The 17,522-nt window shown below is 62.6% G+C and carries 14 protein-coding genes; 6 read left to right on the forward strand and 8 right to left on the reverse strand.

Annotation, left to right across the window (positions count from 1 at the left end; genetic code table 11):
* Positions 1 to 4: 4 nt before the first annotated feature.
* Positions 5 to 403 carry a Sec-independent protein translocase protein TatB gene (gene tatB, locus AC5WNJ_RS15110; protein WP_131432769.1) on the forward strand — a complete coding sequence of 133 codons (399 nt, stop codon included), beginning with the start codon at positions 5 to 7 and terminating at the stop codon, positions 401 to 403.
* Positions 403 to 1,194 (forward strand): twin-arginine translocase subunit TatC, encoded by a 792-nt coding sequence (gene tatC / locus AC5WNJ_RS15115; RefSeq protein WP_253064154.1) that lies wholly within the window; start codon positions 403 to 405, stop codon positions 1,192 to 1,194. Before tatB ends, tatC begins: the two co-directional genes overlap by 1 nt.
* A gap of 196 nt (positions 1,195 to 1,390) precedes the next feature.
* Here tatC and elbB read toward each other — a convergent pair whose 3' ends face one another.
* A complete protein-coding gene (gene elbB, locus AC5WNJ_RS15120) occupies positions 1,391 to 2,077 on the reverse strand; it encodes an isoprenoid biosynthesis glyoxalase ElbB (RefSeq protein ID WP_176678030.1) in 687 nt (228 codons plus the stop codon).
* Between the two features lie 653 nt (positions 2,078 to 2,730).
* Between elbB and hemB the strand changes: the two genes are divergently transcribed.
* Together hemB and ppk1 are read left to right on the forward strand one after the other, a co-directional pair.
* Complete coding sequence (gene hemB, locus AC5WNJ_RS15125) at positions 2,731 to 3,750, forward strand: porphobilinogen synthase (RefSeq protein WP_054556515.1); 1,020 nt, start codon at positions 2,731 to 2,733, stop codon at positions 3,748 to 3,750.
* Between the two features lie 48 nt (positions 3,751 to 3,798).
* Complete coding sequence (gene ppk1, locus AC5WNJ_RS15130; RefSeq protein WP_495930108.1) at positions 3,799 to 6,084, forward strand: polyphosphate kinase 1; 2,286 nt, start codon at positions 3,799 to 3,801, stop codon at positions 6,082 to 6,084.
* A 200-nt stretch (positions 6,085 to 6,284) separates the two neighbouring features.
* On the opposite strand, the gene AC5WNJ_RS15135 is transcribed toward ppk1, so the two are convergent.
* The gene (locus tag AC5WNJ_RS15135) at positions 6,285 to 8,426 is read right to left on the reverse strand and encodes a PhoX family protein (protein WP_495930109.1); all 2,142 of its coding nucleotides are present in this window, start codon (positions 8,424 to 8,426) and stop codon (positions 6,285 to 6,287) included.
* A 254-nt stretch (positions 8,427 to 8,680) separates the two neighbouring features.
* A complete protein-coding gene (locus AC5WNJ_RS15140; RefSeq protein WP_495930110.1) occupies positions 8,681 to 9,841 on the reverse strand; it encodes a 3-deoxy-7-phosphoheptulonate synthase in 1,161 nt (386 codons plus the stop codon).
* 727 nt (positions 9,842 to 10,568) lie between these two features.
* On the opposite strand from AC5WNJ_RS15140, the gene AC5WNJ_RS15145 reads away from it, so the two are divergent.
* Positions 10,569 to 11,123, forward strand: coding sequence for a sigma-70 family RNA polymerase sigma factor (locus AC5WNJ_RS15145; protein WP_176678033.1), 555 nt, complete (start codon positions 10,569 to 10,571; stop codon positions 11,121 to 11,123).
* On the forward strand, positions 11,102 to 11,812 hold the full coding sequence (locus AC5WNJ_RS15150) for an anti-sigma factor (RefSeq protein WP_176678034.1): 711 nt from the start codon (positions 11,102 to 11,104) through the stop codon (positions 11,810 to 11,812). Before AC5WNJ_RS15145 ends, AC5WNJ_RS15150 begins: the two co-directional genes overlap by 22 nt.
* Before the next feature lie 152 nt (positions 11,813 to 11,964).
* Here AC5WNJ_RS15150 and folM read toward each other — a convergent pair whose 3' ends face one another.
* The 5 genes from folM to trxA all read right to left on the reverse strand — a co-directional run bounded on the left by folM (position 11,965) and on the right by trxA (position 17,400).
* Complete coding sequence (gene folM / locus AC5WNJ_RS15155; RefSeq protein WP_176678035.1) at positions 11,965 to 12,678, reverse strand: dihydromonapterin reductase; 714 nt, start codon at positions 12,676 to 12,678, stop codon at positions 11,965 to 11,967.
* A 29-nt stretch (positions 12,679 to 12,707) separates the two neighbouring features.
* Positions 12,708 to 13,502, reverse strand: a complete 795-nt coding sequence (locus tag AC5WNJ_RS15160) for an FAD-binding oxidoreductase (RefSeq protein ID WP_176678036.1) — start codon at positions 13,500 to 13,502, stop codon at positions 12,708 to 12,710.
* Positions 13,503 to 13,588: 86 nt separating this feature from the next.
* Positions 13,589 to 15,058, reverse strand: coding sequence for a 4-hydroxy-3-polyprenylbenzoate decarboxylase (gene ubiD / locus AC5WNJ_RS15165; RefSeq protein WP_175089660.1), 1,470 nt, complete (start codon positions 15,056 to 15,058; stop codon positions 13,589 to 13,591).
* A 160-nt stretch (positions 15,059 to 15,218) separates the two neighbouring features.
* Complete coding sequence (gene rho, locus AC5WNJ_RS15170; protein WP_077377862.1) at positions 15,219 to 16,478, reverse strand: transcription termination factor Rho; 1,260 nt, start codon at positions 16,476 to 16,478, stop codon at positions 15,219 to 15,221.
* A gap of 595 nt (positions 16,479 to 17,073) precedes the next feature.
* Positions 17,074 to 17,400: a thioredoxin gene (gene trxA / locus AC5WNJ_RS15175; RefSeq protein WP_166018619.1), complete on the reverse strand. Its 327-nt coding sequence runs from the start codon at positions 17,398 to 17,400 to the stop codon at positions 17,074 to 17,076.
* Positions 17,401 to 17,522 lie beyond the last annotated feature (122 nt).

Raw genomic sequence — 17,522 nt, forward strand, 5'->3', positions numbered from 1 at the left:
CCGCATGTTCGATATCGGCTTTTTTGAACTGGCATTGATCGCGCTGCTGGCGCTGATCGTGCTCGGCCCGGAGCGTCTGCCCCGGGCCGCCCGCACTGCGGGTCTGTGGCTGGGACGCATCAAGCGCAGTGTCTCGGGCATTCAGCAGGAAATCAGTGCCCAGCTGGAAGCCGAGGAACTGCGTCAGACGCTCAACGAGCAGAAGAAGCAGCTCGATGAGACGCTCGCTCATGCGCGCAACGAGGCACGCGATGTCGAGCGCGGCATCACCGAGTCCAGCACGCCCCGCGATGCAGGCGCTTCCGGCGCTGAGACAAGCCCCCGTCCTGCCGAGAATGGTGCGCCGGCCACCGAGCCGAGTACTGCTTCCGACACCCGTGAATCACGAGAGCCACGTTCCTGATGAGTGATCCACATGCCTCACCGTCAGGTGGTCAGGGCGACGCCGCTCACGCGCCGCTCATCGAGCACCTGATCGAGCTACGCTCGCGCTTGCTGCGCGCCACCCTGGTGGTGCTGGTGGTATTCGCCGCGCTATACGGCTTTTCCAACCAGATCTACCTGTATGTCGCCGAACCGCTGATGGCATTGCTGCCACCGGGTTCGCAGATGATCGCCACCGAAGTGGCCTCACCCTTCCTGGCGCCCTTCAAGCTGACCCTGGTGGTGGCGCTGTTCCTGGCGATTCCCGCCGTGCTCCATCAGGCCTGGGCCTTCATCGCGCCGGGCCTCTACGAGAATGAGAAGGCGTTGGCGTTGCCACTGCTGGCCTCCAGCATCCTGCTGTTCTATGCCGGCGCGGCCTTCGCCTACTATGTCGTCTTCCCACTGTTGTTCCAGTTCTTCACTACCACGGGCCCCGAGAGCGTGGCGATCATGACGGACATCAATCAGTATCTGAATTTTGTCCTCAAGCTGTTCTTCGCCTTCGGGGTCGCCTTCGAGATCCCCATCGCGACCTTCCTGCTGATCTGGACTGGCGCGACGTCCGTGGAAGCCCTGAGCAAGAAGCGTCCCTACATCGTGATCGCCTGCTTCGTGGTCGGCATGCTGCTGACACCGCCGGACGTGATCTCACAGTCACTGCTGGCGATTCCGATGTGGTTGCTGTTCGAGGTCGGTATTCTGGCCTCGCGTCTCTTCAAGCGTCGGCGTGCGGTCTCAGACGATGAGGCATCGCAGGAAGCGCCCTGAACGTGGCTGCCAGCAGTTGGGCATTAGAAACAGGGCGCCAGAAACAGAGTCTCAGAATCAAAGCATCAAAACAGAAAGCCCCGCCGGTGAACCGACGGGGCTTTCTGTTTCTAGGGTTTTTTGTTTCTAGGGCTTTCTGAGGAACTTGCTCATACCAGGCGCGCGCTATCACGCCAGACGCACCGGCGTGTCGAGGTCAGTCCTGCTCGGCGGCACGCGCCTGGTCTTCCTCGATCCAGCTGTCGATACGCTCGACCAGCTTGAAGATGCCTTCGGCCGCCTCGGAGATGCGCTCCGCCAGCATGTAGGCGGGAGTGGTGACGATACGATTGGCGGCGTCGACCACGATATCCGTCACCTCACAGCTCTTGTGCAGGCCGCCCTGAGCGCTGATCGCCCCGGAGACACTGGCGTCGTTGCCGATGGTGAGCGAGATGCCCTCACCCAACAGCTTGGGCACCATCACCGGTGCGATGCACATCACGCCGATCGGCTTGCCGGCCGCGTGGAAGGGCTGTACCGCGTCCTGCAGGCCGTCGACGAGTTCGAGGTCCTCGCCCTTGACGGCAAAGTTGCTGAGGTTCTTGGCGGCGCCGAAGCCACCGGGCAGGATCAGTGCATCGAAGTCGTCCGCTGACAGCTCTTCCAGCGGGCGCACCTTGCCACGTGCCAGACGCGCGGACTCGACCAGCACGTTGCGGGTCTCCTCCATCTCGTCGCCAGTGCCGTGATTGATCACGTGATGCTGCGCGACATCCGGTGCAAAGCACTCATAGGCAATGCCCAGCTGATCGAGACGCAGCAGCGTCAGGGTAGTTTCGTAGATCTCGGAGCCATCAAAGACACCGCAACCGGATAGGATCAGGGCTACCTGCTTAGTCATGGGTTACTCCATTGACGATGAGCTGTGCGCGGCGATTGCCGGACAGGTCAGAAAAGACTAATACAAGCGCGTGACTGATTCGAATACCGAGCCTCATTTCATGCCCGGCGTCATGCCAAGCACAAGACGCTTCAGCGGCACCGAAGCTGCGCGACCGCCACGCGGCAGACAGTGACAGGCGTGCAGGCGAGGCATGTCACTGCGCATCCTCTCAAGACTATGGGCGGCCCTGGCACAACTCAAGTGCTGCTCCTCGTCCACTCGCATGTCATCAAGGCTCTGGTGCCGGAGGCTTGCCGCAGTTGTCCGGAGGGGTCTGTCAGGCCCAACACCCGCCCCATCAGGGCCGTGCATGAGGCGCGACACCGCGACACATCTCCTGCGCCTGTGGCCACAAGTCAACGCTGATATACTCAATTGACCCTGCCACAGGGACGACGGCTTCCGCCACGGGCCACCCACTTGCAGGCCGCAAGCCAGGCCTTCTCGTCGCCCGACAGACACCTTGTCGTCATGTTCAGCCCCTGCTGGCACCTCACGTGACCGGCCTTGCCCCATGACCGCTGGCATCACTGTAATATTAATGAAATATTATAGACCTAGACTGCCTGCGACCATCACGGGAGCGGACCACCCGACCCGGAGAGCATTTCTTGAGCCAACGTACCCCGCGCCAGTTTCCTGCGACTCGTATGCGCCGTATGCGCAAGGACGACTTCTCTCGCCGCCTGATGCGTGAAAATCAGCTGACGGCCGATGATCTGATCCTGCCGGTCTTCGTTCTCGAAGGCTCCCAGCGTCGTGAAGCCGTGCCCAGCATGCCGGGCGTCGAGCGCCTATCCATCGACCTCATGGTCGAAGAATGCCGCGCCGTCCACGCGCTGGGCGTACCGGCCATCGCGCTCTTCCCGGTGGTCGATGCCGAGGCCAAGACGCTGTATGCCGAAGAATCCTACAACGCCAACGGCCTGGTGCAGCGTTGCGTGCGCGCCTTGAAGGAAGCGCTGCCGGAGCTGGGCGTCATCACGGATGTCGCGCTCGACCCCTACACCGTTCACGGTCAGGACGGCATCCTCGACGAAGACGGCTACGTGCTCAACGACCGCACCGTCGAGACCTTGATCAAGCAGGCGCTGTCACACGCGGAAGCCGGTGCCGATGTCATCGCGCCCTCCGACATGATGGATGGCCGCATCGGCTCCATCCGCGCCATGCTGGAGCAGGAAGGCCTGATCAACACGCGCATCATGGCCTACTCGGCCAAATACGCCTCCAACTACTACGGCCCGTTCCGTGACGCGGTCGGTTCGAGCGGCAATCTGGGCAAGGCCGACAAGCAGACCTACCAGATGGACCCCGCCAACAGCGACGAAGCCCTGCATGAGGTGGCGATGGACATCGCCGAGGGCGCTGACATGGTGATGGTCAAGCCGGGCATGCCCTATCTTGATGTGGTAACGCGTGTGAAGCGCGAACTGGAAGTGCCGACCTTCGCCTACCAGGTCAGTGGCGAATATGCCATGCACATGGCGGCCTTCCAGAACGGTTGGCTGGATGCCGACAAGGTCATTCTCGAGTCGCTGATGTGCTTCAAGCGTGCGGGTGCCGACGGCATCCTCACCTATTTTGCTCGCCAGGCGGCCGAGTTGCTGGCGCAGAAAAACCGCCTTTGACAACCCCGGCCATTGCGGATGCGGCTGACCGGGATCATGGAGTTGATGATGGAACAGACGCCCAAGCAAGACACCGACAACGACACGGCGACCCTGCCGAAAGTCGCTGACAGTCGCGACAAGGATGCTGCCCCCAAGGCAGCATCCACCCCACGGGAAGGCGAGATCGAGCTGGCGGCGGATGAGCCGCCGGCTCAGGAACCCCTGCCCCTGCGCGTCAACCGGACGCGTACCGGTATCCATGCCAAGGCCACCCCCTCCCCCGAAGCTGATCTCAGCGATCCGGCGCTGTACTTCAATCGCGAGCTGTCCAACCTGCAGTTCAACATCCGCGTACTCGAGCAGGCCAGGGATACCTCGCATCCGCTGCTCAACCGCTTGATGTTCCTGCTGATCTTCACGTCCAACATGGACGAGTTCTTCGAGATTCGCGTGGCAGGTCTCAAGCATCAGATCGCCTTCGATCGCACCGATCCCGGCTGTGACGGCATGCTGCCGAGCAAGGTACTGGATGAAGTGTCCCGCATCACGCATGAGCAGGTCGAACGCCAGTACCGCATGCTCAACGAGGACCTGATCCCCGCGCTGGAAGAGCAGCACATCCGCTTCCGTCGCCGCAATCAATGGAACGATGCCCAGAAGGCCTGGGTACGCGACTACTTCGAGGAAGAGATCCAGCCGGTCATCAGCCCGATCGGTCTCGACCCGTCGCACCCGTTCCCGCGCCTGGTCAACAAAAGCCTCAACTTCATCGTCGAGCTGGAAGGCAAGGATGCCTTCGGCCGTGAAGGTGGCCTGGCCATCCTGCCGGCCCCGCGCTCGCTGCCGCGCCTGATCCGTATCCCGGATGGCCTCGTCGAGCCGGGGTATACCGAATACGTCTTCCTGTCCTCGATGATCCACGCTCACGCCCAGGAGCTGTTCCCGGGCATGAAGATCAAGGGCTGCTATCAGTTCCGCCTGACCCGCAACGCCGATCTCTCGGTGGATGCCGAGGATGTCTCCGACCTGGCCTCCGCGCTGCGTGGCGAGCTGCTGGCGCGCCGCTACGGCGATGGGGTGCGTCTCGAGGTGGCCGACAACTGCCCGGAAGCGCTCTACACCTTCCTGCTCCAGCAGTTCGATCTGGAAACGCGCGACCTCTATCAGGTCAAGGGCCCGGTCAACCTCAACCGTCTGATGGAAGTCATCGGCGACGTCGGCCGCGAGGACCTGCTCTACGCCCCGTTCACCCCGGGTATTCCGAAGGCGCTCAAGGGCGACAACAGCCTGTTCGATGCGATCCGTCGCGAAGACATCCTGCTGCATCACCCCTTCCAGTCCTTCTCCCCGGTCGAGAACCTGCTCGCCGAGGCGGCACGTGACCCGCACGTGCTGGCCATCAAGCAGACCCTCTATCGCACCGGCGCCGACTCCAACATCGTCTCCTCGCTGGTGGAAGCCGCACGTCAGGGCAAGGAGATCACCGTGGTGATCGAGCTGCGGGCGCGCTTCGATGAGGCCGACAACCTGCAGCTGGCCTCACGCCTGCAGGAAGCCGGCGCCATCGTCATCTACGGCGTGATGGCCTACAAGACCCACGCCAAGATGCTGCATATCGTGCGACGTGAACACGGCGAGCTGCGTCACTACGCGCACCTGGGCACCGGTAACTACCATGCCAAGACGGCGCGTCTGTATACCGATTACAGCCTGCTGACCGCCAACGAGACGCTGTGCGAGGACGTCCACAAGGTCTTCCAGCAACTGACCGGCATGGGCAAGCAGCGCAATATCGAGAAGCTGCTGCACGCGCCCTTCACGCTGCATGAGCGCATGGTGGAGATGATCGACCGTGAAGCGCGCAACGCCGAGAAAGGCAAGCGCGCCCACATCATCATCAAATGCAACTCACTGACCGAGCCCAAGCTGATTCGTGCCCTCTACCGCGCCTCGCGGGCTGGCGTGCAGTGTGACCTGATCATCCGCGGCGTCTGCTGTCTGCGCCCGGGCGTGCCGGGGATTTCCGACAATATCCGCGTACGCTCGGTGATCGGTCGCTTCCTCGAGCACACGCGCACCTTCCACTTCCACAATGCCGGTCAGCCGGAAACCTGGTGCTCCAGCGCGGATTACATGGAGCGCAACATGTTCCACCGCGTCGAGACCTGCTTCCCGCTGCTCGACAAGAAGCTGGCTCAGCGTATCCGCAAGGACCTGGACACCTATCTGGTCGACAACTGCCAGAGCTGGCGTCTGGAAAGCGATGGCCACTACACCCAGCTGGATGCCGGCGACGCGGAACCGATCAGCGTGCAGGAAACCCTGCTGTTCGCCTACGCTGCCAAGGCCTGATCGCGCTCGACGAGGTCAGGACAGAACAAAGCTCATGAACTCTCGGCCCTCACGCTTGCGTGGGGGCCGTTGTCGTTGGCCCTTTCCTTTGTTTGACCGACGCGCGTTCTCAGGCGAAAAGGCGCTAGATCCGGGCACACGAAAAAGCCCCCGTATCATCGATACGGGGGCTTCGCTTTACATCGGATCAGGTACTTGCATCAGACGCCGATCTTGCCGCCATCTTCGCGCTGGATGACCACGGTCGCGGCGCGGGCACGCACACTGCCGTCGGTCTCGGCGGTGGCGTCATCGCTCTGCGGCCAGTTGGCCGGGTGCTGGATGTTGATGAACATCGCGGTCTTGTCCGGGGTGGTGAAGATCCCGGTGACTTCACAGCCGTTCGGGCCCACCGCGAAGCGCTTGAGCTGCGCCTGGTTGTCGGCACCGATCACGGCCGCATCTCCCTCGGCCTGCTCGAGACCGGCCGGCACGACCGCCAGCAGCTGGTCATTGGTGACCTCAGTGATGCCTTCGTAGCCGTTGTCGGTCTGGATCCACAGGATGCCCTGCTCATCGTCACGGGCATCGAAGTAGAGACCATCCGGGCTGGCGAACTCGTTGTCTGCGGTCAGACCCGACAGGTTGTCGGCATCGCTGGCCGCTGCGCCGAACACGAAGATCTCCCAATCGAAGGCGACATTGTCACCGCCCTCACGCCAGCGGATGATCTGCCCCGCCTCGTTGTCGCCCCGCGGATTGGCCGCGTTGGTCGGTGCCGTCGCGTAGCCGACACCCGGCTCCTCGATGGCGGTGCCATCGTTAGTGAAGGCTGCTGCGGTGCCGTCTTCGGTGCGCTTGGAGTTGTTGGTCAGCGTCATGTAGACCTCACCGGATGCCGGGTCCACCGCGCCCCACTCCGGGCGGTCCATCGGAGTCGCGCCCATCAGGTCTGCCGCATCCGTGGTGTGGATGATGATGCCGGCCAGGTCATCGGCTGCCAGCCCCAGTGCCTTGGCCAGGGTGCGGCCATCCTTGGTCACGGCGTCCGGCGTCAGCTTCAGCCACTTGCCGGTGCCATCGGCGGAAAACTGGGCAACGTACAGCGTGCCCTTGTCCAGGTACTTGTCGCCGATCGCCAGACGGTCCTTGACGTCACCGGCGCCACGGGCATCCGCGGCGTCCCACTTGGCATCTGACACGAACTTGTAGATGTACTCGTTACGCGAATCGTGACCGGAGTAGAAGACCACCGGCTCGCCCTCGACCAGCTTGCCCGGCCAGCAACCTTCGTGACGGAAGCGGCCCAGCGCGGTGCGCTTGACGGCCTGCTCGCCGGTATAGGGGTCGATCTCGACGATATAGCCGAAGGTCCGCGGCTCGTTGCGATAATCCTTGTCGGCGCTGTCTGCCGTCGGCGTGTTGTCGAAGCGCGCGAATTCGCCATCGACCTCACTGGCGTCCCCCGCAGCGGTTTCCCAGCCATAACGGCCGCGCTCGGTCTCGATACCGAGACGATCGTCATCGGTATGGCGATCGCTGCGCTTGACGAAGTAACCCGGCCAGTTCTCTTCACAGGTCAGGTAGGTGCCCCACGGGGTGTAGCCGTTGGCGCAGTTGTTGTTGGTACCACGGGTGCGCATGCCATCCGGTGAGAAGGCCGTCTTGACGTAATCGCTGCCCGCCACCGGCCCGCTCAGCGTCATCTCGCTGGCGCTGGTGTAGCGGCGGTTGTAGCGCGAGTCGCCCACCACGTCCCACTTGCCGTTGCTGCCCTTCTTGACCTCGACGATGCTCACGCCGTGGGCATTGATCTCGGTGCGCACTTCATCGGCCGGACGCTTGCCGGAATCCGCATTGGTCGCGCCGCCCTTGGGGGCCCACAGAGCGTCCTGATCGATGTATTCGTTGTTCATGACCAGCAGGAAGTTGCTGGAGGCCGTGTCGTCACTCAAGGCGAAGTTGTGCATGCCATCGTGATGCATGCCGACGGTGTTGAGCTGGATCTCCGGCGTCATCGCCAGGTCCTTGCTCCACTTGGGTGCCTTGGCATTGAGCGGCGTGCCCCACGGCGCCAGTACCTGTGCGGTATACCCCTTGGGAACCACCACCGCATCCGTGCGTGAACCCTTGATCGATTCGAAGGCCAGCGCCAGGGCCGTCTTCTTGCCCGCAGCATCGCTGGCGGCGTTGGCCGTGGTGCTCAGCCCCGCAAGACCGAAACCACCCAGCATGCTGGCAGCCGCCATGCCCAGGCCACCCTGCAGGACACGACGACGCGAGATGTGTCGCTCGATGACGGATGAGAATGTCTCGTTGCTGCTGGGATTCAGCAGGCGATGGTCTTCGATTTCCTTGCTCATGTCGCTTCCCCGTAGTCAGGTATCGGGTTGTTCTGTTCAGGCATGCCGCATGCGGGCTTGCCAAAGGCAACAAGAGTGATACGCGAGCCCGATGACAATTCCGTGACGAACGAGCAACAAAGGCAAGAGACGACAGCGCCCAACGGCCTTTCGACCGTTGGGCGCTGGGGACCTCAGGGACATTCGGTGAATTCAGCAAATAGCGTGCAAGCGCTGAGTCATCTTCGGCCGTGACGAGTGGCTGACACCTGATGTCAGACTTGACGCAGACGCTCGGCGGCCAGGCTCAGCAGATGCTCGGTGGTCTCCCAGCCCAGACATGCATCAGTGACTGACACGCCATGACGCAGCTGGGAGAGCTTCTCTGCCGCCGGCAAGGCCTGCTTGCCTTCATTGAGGTGGCTCTCGAGCATCACGCCGATCAGGGCGTCATCCCCCGCCAGGCGCTGGGAGAGCACATCCAGCATCACTTCGCTCTGGCGGCGATGGTCCTTGCGCGAATTGGCGTGGCTGCAATCGACCATCAGGCGCGGCGTCAGGCCAGCGCCTTCCAGCTCACGCCGGCAGGCGGCCACCGAGGCGGCGTCATGGTTGGGCTGGCCATGGCCGCCGCGCAGCACCACATGGGTATGCGGGTTGCCCGCGGTCTCGATCAGCGCCGGACGTCCGCTGTCGTCCATGCCGAAGTGGCGATGCCCATGCGCCGCCGCCCCGATGGCCTGCACGGCGACCTCGACGCCTCCGTCAGTGCCGTTCTTGAAGCCCACCGCACAGCCGAGGCCGGAGGCCATCTCGCGATGGATCTGCGACTCAGTGGTGCGGGCGCCGATGGCCGCCCAGCCGAGCAGGTCTTCCAGGTAGGCGGCAGTCAGCGGCTGCAGCAGCTCGGTGGCCACCGGCAGGCCCAGCTGGTTGATCTCGCGCATCAGCTCGCGTGCCTGACGCAGGCCGGTGGCCATGTCATCGCTGCCATCCAGATGCGGGTCATAGGCCAGCCCCTTCCAGCCCACCGTGGTGCGCGGCTTCTCGACATAGACACGCATCACCAGCTTGAGACGATCACGTACCTGCGGCTCGATCACCGCCAGGCGCTGGGCGTACTCACGCGCGGCCTTTATGTCATGGATGGAGCACGGCCCGACCACCACCAGCAGACGATCATCGTCGCCGGCGAGAATGGCGTTGATCTCATCGCGATGCTGGCGAATCTGGCCGGCCAGGGCGGCGTCCACCGGCAGCTGCTCGCGCAATTCGCTGGCGCTGGGCAGGGCTTCACGACTGATGCGTCCGGGTGTGGTCAGTGTCTGGGCGGCATCAGAGCGGGTCACGGTGGCGTTCTCGGCAGTCAAGGGGTCAACAGTGGCGTCGGCAGTGTGCGGGTTGGCGGTCAACACGCGTTCAAGGCTGGCGTTCATGGTCTTCTCTCCTGTGATGAAGCCTCGGCTCCATCACGCAATATTCATTCTGACAGACAGGGACTTCGCGAATCGTCACCCCGGTGTTGCTCGCCCTGCCCCGCGGTGACAGCGGAAAGAGGCAGGACGCCGCTAAATCGCCAGCGCCAATAACCATGCACGACCCGAGCGGAGGCAAGAGAAAAGCGGGTAGTCAGGATAGTGGTGCGCATGGTCATTCCTCTCGTCATTCATGCTGCAATCATTGTCGGCACGTTAGGGTGACATGCCTCTCGTCATGGATTTCGCAAGGCCCGAAACGCAAGAACCCCCGGCCGTGGCTGCGACCGGGGGTTCTTCAAGGTGGTGGCAGCCCGTGCGAGACAGGCGCGCCGTAACCTCAGGCGCGCCCCTGTGTAAACCAATACCAATAGCCGGCCGCACACGCCGCCGTCACGACCTGGCCCGAAGGGCAGGCAGCGACAGTGAACGGGCGGTGGCTGGTGGTCTGATTCATGGGGCGGGCCGATATCCAGTGGTGACGATGAAAAAGGTGTTAGGCCTATCCTTGCACTCCAGATCGTCCTGCGCAAGCGTGAACCGGCAACAAACCGTTGCCCGCACGCATAAAGAAGGGCTATCAGCCTGAAGTGGCATCAGTATAATCTTTGGTTGTCGAGCAACATGATCGGCAACACGCATTCGTCCAGCGGTGCCTGACACCGCGCCCACAGCTTGGAATGCATGCATGCAGGATTCCCGAAATGATGCACTGATTGAGTATCTGTCGGGATGCGCCCGGCAGGATGCCAAGGCACTGGATCAGCTCTATCGAGCGACCAGTGCGCATCTATACGCTCAGTTGCTGCGTATCTTGAGACATGAGGCATCCGCGCAGGATTGTCTTCAGCAGGTCTACATCCGGGTATGGGCCGCCGCCAGCCAGTACGACGCCGGCCGCGCCCGCCCGATGACCTGGCTCGGCACCATGACCCGCAACATCGCCATCGACTGGATACGTCGACAGCGACCCAGCGAGCATGACAGCGATGAATTGATCGCCGCCATGCCGGGGCGGAGTGATATCGAGGCAGATGTCGACCTGGCCCAGCACAGTGGTGAACTCCACCAGTGCCTGGCCGAGCTGAATGACGATCAACGCCGCGCCCTGGAACTGGCCTACTTCGAAGGCCTCACCCACCAGGATCTGGCCAATCAACTGGACCAGCCCTTGGGCACCGTCAAGAGCTGGGTCCGTCGTGGACTCGAGAGGTTGAAGACATGCATGAGTCATTTGATCTGAGCGACCCGGAACTGCGCGAAGCCGCAGCGGGCGAGTATGCGCTCGGCACATTGACACGCGACGAGCGCGCGGCATTCGAGTCACTGCTGGCCGTCAGCCACGACCTGCAACGTGATGTGGAGCGCTGGCGCGAGCATCTCAACGTGTTCAATGAACAGCTTCCCCCCGTCACGCCACCGGCCCATGTCTGGCAAGGCATCGCCGAGGCGACGGGGACCGCCCGTCAGCCCTGGTGGCGTCGCCTGGGCCTGTGGCAGGGCATGACCGCCACGGCGTTCAGCCTGGCGCTGGCAGTCACCCTGACCTTCAGCCTGGGGCACAACGCAGGCATGGAGAGCGACTACGTGTTCGTGGTCAACAACCCTGACAGCAGCCCCGGCTGGATCGTCAACGCCTCCCACTCGGGCGAGATGATGGTACAGGCCGTCAGGCCCGAAGCGCCGGCCCCCGGCAAGGTCTGCGAGCTGTGGCTGATGGCCAAGGATGGCAAGGAACCGATGTCACTGGGCATCCTGCCGCACTCCGGCACCATGAAGGTCGAGGTGCCCAAGGAGTATCTGGCCGCCTTCCCCGACAGCGATCTGGTGATCACGCTGGAAAGCCCGCAGGGCGCGCCCTCCGGCAACCAGATGGGCCCGACCCTCAAGAAGGGTCAGCTGACGCCGGTCGAGGGCCGCCACATCCTGTAAGCGCTTCGCCAGTGCAGGATGTCATAACAACGGTCGCAACAACGAAAAAAGCCCCCGCTAAGAAGCGGGGGCTTTTTTGTGCGGTGCTCAGGTCTCGAATGTCACGCCTCGAAAATCAAAAGCGATAACCGAAAGACCACTGACACACGCTATCAGCGCAGGTGGCGCCCCCCATCCACCGGCAGGGTCGTGCCCGTGACATAGGGACTATCCAGCAGATAGCGCAGTGCCTGCCAGATGACGCCTGGCCCGGGCACCTGCTGCATCAACGACTTGGCGCGCGCACGCTCGGCATAGTCATCATCATCGCCTGGGCGCAGCATGATCAGCGCCGGCGCGATGGTATTGACCTGGATGCGCGGCGCGAACATCGACGCGAACGACAAGGTCAGGTTCTCGAGCCCGGCCTTGCTGGCCGCGTAGGCCGCATGCTTGCGCGAGCCCTTCTGGACCACGAAGTCACTCATGTGGACGATATCCGCCTGCGTCTCGACCCCGGCTTCCAGCAGGTCGCGCAATCCCAGGTTGATCAGATAAGGCGCCTGCATATGGACACGGAACAGATGCTCGAATACCTCATCCTGCCCCTCGCCGTCACCATCCGGTGCCCAGTCGCTGGCATTGTGCACGATGGCCCGCAGCGTCGGCGTCAGCTCGCGAATCGCGGCGATGAAAGTTCGGATGCCCGCCTCGCTGGAGAAATCCGCCTGAACGGTGCGGATACCCAGCGCACGCAGAGCATCGAGCTCTTCGCGTTCGCGTCGATAGCTGACGATGACGGGGTGCCCATCATCGATCAGTCGCTCGGCACAGTAACGCCCCAGCCGCTGGGCACCACCGGTGATCAGGATCGGGGACTGACTCATGTCACGCTTTCCTCGTACCGGAAACTCATTCAGGCAGGCATCAGAGCCGGGTCCAGCAGCGGCTCGCGTGGCGCATAGCTGAAGACATCGGAGCTCAGCGCGCTGGCCTCGACTCCCAGGGGCGTCAGTGCGTCGACGCAGGCATAGACCATGCCCGGCGACCCAGACAGATAGACACGCTTGCCTGCCATGCTGTCGGCGTGCTCACGCAGCGCCTGGTCGATACGACCGATATGGCCCTTGAAGCTCGCCTCGACCCCGGCCGCTTCCAGCGCGCGATGATGGGCGTCACCGTGTGTCGGTGCCTCCTCCAGCACCGGCACATAACGGAAATTCGGCTGGCTGGCAGCCCAGTTGAGTGCCGCACTCTCCAGATACAGATCGCGACGCTCACGCGCGGCCCACCACAGCTCGATGGGCTGGGTCAGGCCACGCGCAAACGCCGCCTGCAGCATGGCGTGCATCTGCGAAAACCCGGTGCCGGCACAGATCAGCACGATGGGGCTGGGGTCGTCGAGGTCCAGCACGCACTCACCACTGGGCAAGCGTAGCTCAAGTTGATTGGCCGCGACCAGCAGGCTGCGCAGACGCGCGGAATTACTGCGTTCCGGCCAATGCTGGATATGCAGCTCCAGCACGCCATCATCACTGGCGGCATTGGCGATGGAGAACGGTACCCAGGTGGTGTCATCGAGCTTCATCTCGAGATACTGGCCCGGCGCGTGCGCCAGGGCCTCGGGACGTGCGGCGAAGCGCACACGAAACACGTCCGGGGTCAGATCTTCCACACTCTCGACATGACAGGTCAGGGTCCGCGCCGTCATCGTATCCTCTTGTTGTCTGATGCCTGCCGCCAGCGCGCCGCGCGACGACAGGGTAAATGCATGGGTGTTGATGGTCTGTCGCGGAATCAGTCCAGAATGCCCAGACTGTCCCAGCGTTCATCGACACGGGATGTGATCTCTTCGCTCATCACGATAGGCTCGCCCCACTCGCGGTCCGTCTCGCCGGGCCACTTGTTGGTCGCGTCCATGCCCATCTTGGAGCCAAGCCCCGCCGTTGGCGAGGCGAAGTCCAGATAATCGATCGGCGTATTGTCGACCAGAACGGTATCACGGCTCGGGTCCATGCGCGTGGTGATGGCCCAGATGACATCTTCCCACTTGCGGGCATCGACATCATCATCCAGCACGATCACGAACTTGGTGTACATGAACTGACGCAGGAAGCTCCAGACTCCCATCATCACGCGCTTGGCGTGGCCGGGGTACTGCTTCTTCATCGTCACCACCGCCATGCGGTAGGAGCAGCCTTCCGGCGGCAGATAGAAGTCGACGATTTCCGGGAACTGCTTGCGCAGAATCGGTACGAAGACTTCATTGAGCGCCAGGCCGAGAATCGCCGGCTCATCCGGCGGACGCCCGGTATAGGTGGAGTGATAGATCGGGTCGCGCCGATGGGTGATGCGCTCGATGGTGAAGACAGGGAAGGTCTCCACCTCGTTGTAATAGCCGGTGTGATCGCCGTAGGGGCCTTCCGGTGCCACGTCATCCGGATACAGATAGCCTTCCAGGATGATCTCGGCGCTGGCCGGGACCTCGAGATCCGACAGGCCACATTTGACCAGCTCGGTGCGCGAGCCGCGCAGCAGACCGGCAAAGGCATACTCGGAGAGTGAATCCGGTACCGGCGTGACAGCGCCGAGAATGGTGGCCGGATCGGCACCCAGCGCCACCGCGACGGGGAAGGGTTCGCCCGGATGGGCCTTCTGCCACTCGCGGAAGTCCAGTGCACCGCCACGATGTGCCAGCCAGCGCATGATGAGGCGATTCTTGCCGAGCTTCTGCTGACGATAGATGCCGAGGTTCTGGCGCTCCTTGTGCGGACCGCGGGTGATCACCAGCGGCCAGGTCACCAGCGGCGCGGCATCCCCGGGCCAGCAGTGCTGGATCGGAATCATGTCGAGATCGACATCCTCCCCTTCCAGCACGATCTCCTGACAGGGCGCACGCTTGACCTTCTTCGGCCCCATGCTCATCACCTGCTTGAAGATCGGCAGCTTGTCCCAGGCATCGCGGAAGCCCTTGGGCGGCTCCGGCTCCTTGAGAAAGGCCAGCAGCTCGCCGACTTCACGCAGCGCCTCGACGGACTCCTGGCCCATGCCCAGCGCCACGCGCCGCGGTGTGCCGAACAGATTGCCCAGCACCGGCATGCTGTGGCCCTTGACGTTCTCGAACAGCAACGCCGGCCCCCCTGCCTTCAGGGTGCGATCGCAGATCTCGGTCATCTCCAGATAGGGGTCCACCTCGGCACGAATGCGCTTGAGTTCGCCCTTCTCTTCCAACGCCGCGATGAAATCGCGTAAGTCTCGATACTGCATGGGAGTTTCCGCTCGGCTTGATCAAGCCCCGAGCATACCATTGCCAGCCGGCACTCGGCAGACCAACAACGCAAGACGCCCACTTCCCGGGCGGGAAGTGGGCGTCTCAGGCAGCGCACGTCGTGGACATGGCCCGCCATCGCGGCAGGGCCGGCCTCGATCAGCGGCGCTTCATGGCCTCGAAGAACTCGAGGTTGGTCTTGGTATCTTTCAGGCGATCGATCAGGAACTCGGTGGCAGCCACATCTTCCATCGGGTTGAGCAGCTTGCGCAGGATCCACATGCGCTGCATTTCATCCTCGGACGCGATCAGGTCTTCACGACGCGTGCCGGAGCGACGGATGTTGAGGGCCGGGAAGACGCGTCGCTCGGCCAGCTTGCGGTCGAGGTGAGCTTCCATGTTACCGGTGCCCTTGAATTCCTCGAAGATGACTTCGTCCATCTTGGAGCCGGTATCGACCAGCGCCGTGGCGAGAATCGTCAGACTGCCGCCTTCTTCGATATTGCGCGCGGCACCGAAGAAGCGCTTCGGCTTCTCGAGGGCGTGGGCGTCGACACCACCGGTCAGAACCTTGCCGGAGGACGGCACCACGGTGTTGTAGGCACGTGCCAGACGCGTGATGGAATCGAGCAGGATGACGACATCCTTCTTGTGCTCGACTAGGCGCTTGGCCTTCTCGATCACCATCTCGGCGACCTGGACGTGACGGGCCGGCGGCTCATCGAAGGTGGAGGCCACGACTTCGCCGCGTACGGTACGCGACATCTCGGTGACTTCCTCGGGACGCTCATCGATCAGCAGCACGATGAGGTGACATTCGGGGTTGTTGCGCGTGATGGAGGCGGCGATGTTCTGCAACATCATCGTCTTGCCCGCCTTGGGCGGCGAGACGATCAGGCCACGCTGACCCTTGCCGATCGGTGCGGTCAGATCAAGGATGCGTGAGGTGATGTCTTCGGTGGAACCGTTGCCGATTTCCATCAGCAGACGGGATTGCGGGAACAGCGGCGTCAGGTTCTCGAACAGGATCTTGTGCTTGGCATTCTCGGGGCGGTCAAAGTTGATCTGATTGACCTTGAGCAGCGCGAAGTAACGCTCCCCTTCCTTCGGCGGACGAATCTTGCCGGAGATGGTGTCGCCCTTGCGCAGATTGAAGCGACGGATCTGAGACGGTGAAACGTAGATGTCATCAGGACCCGCGAGGTAGGAAGAGTCTGCACTGCGCAGGAAGCCGAAGCCGTCCTGCAGGATTTCCAGAACGCCGTCGCCGTAGATGTCCTCACCGCTTTTCGCGTGCTTCTTGAGGATGGCGAAGATGATGTCCTGCTTGCGCGAACGTGCCAGATTGTCGATGCCCATCGTCTGGGCAAGTTCCAGCAGTTCGGGGACAGTATTTTGCTTGAGTTGGGTAAGATTCATCGGCTTTGTTTGAACGTGGCTCAGGTCAGCGGAGCTGATAGATAAGAAGGGAATCGAGAAGACGGGCAGAAGGCAAGGACCGGCACTGCAAGGGTGCAGACAGAACTCGACAGCATTCCCGGAGGCAAGCGCCTGAGCTGGATGAAGACAGGTGCCAAAAGTTCAGGAAAGATCACTCACCACGGCGAACAACGGATTCAGCGACGGAGTGTCGAGCTACGGATGTCCAGCGACGACGGACCGGTCGAAGGGACACGGCGCATCATGCTTGCTGACGGAAAAGTCTTCTCGATATGAAATCTAGCGGTATGAATCGCCTGGAGGCTGGCCGGCGAGTCGCGGGCAGCATTACCAGAGGGCTGGCTGACAACTGGGGGACCGTGGGACGGTCGACATGACGCAATCAGAGAGCGTGTAATCAGGCGAACGCCTCGATGGTAGTCAAGCCGGCCCCTGAACGCAAGCCCCGGCGGCCTGGTGGCGCACCCGGCGCTGCCTGAAGCGCTCGCTAGCGGCCAGCCAGCGCTGCGATAGCCGCCGCTGACGTAGCGCTTTCACTGACGCCTCAAGGCCCCCGAGGGCAGCAAGGCCCGATTCACAGATTGGCATCCAGAAAGGCAGCCAGCTGCGCGCGCGGCATGGCGCCCACCTTGCTGGCTTCGACATTGCCGCCCAGAAACAGCATCAATGTCGGCACACCGCGCACGCCGAAGCGGGCAGCGAGCTCAGGGGCTTCATCGACATCGACCTTGACGATCTTGAGCTGCCCTTCGTATTCCTCTGCCAGGGATTCCAGCGTCGGTGCCACGCTCTTGCACGGCCCGCACCAGGAAGCCCAGAAATCTACCAGCACCGGATGCTCGCTTTCCAGCACCACGGATTCGAAGTCCCTTTCTGCAATCGGTACCACACGTTCGCTCATCGCGACGTTATCTCCCAGACCCGGTTGGTCTTGCTGATTTTGCTGCGTGATGGCTTGCGACTCATTGTGCGTGATGATGACCCGCGACTTCGTCGTTCTGTCATATCACGCCGCTAGAATAG

The organism is Cobetia sp. PDI-23MA, from assembly GCF_059507735.1.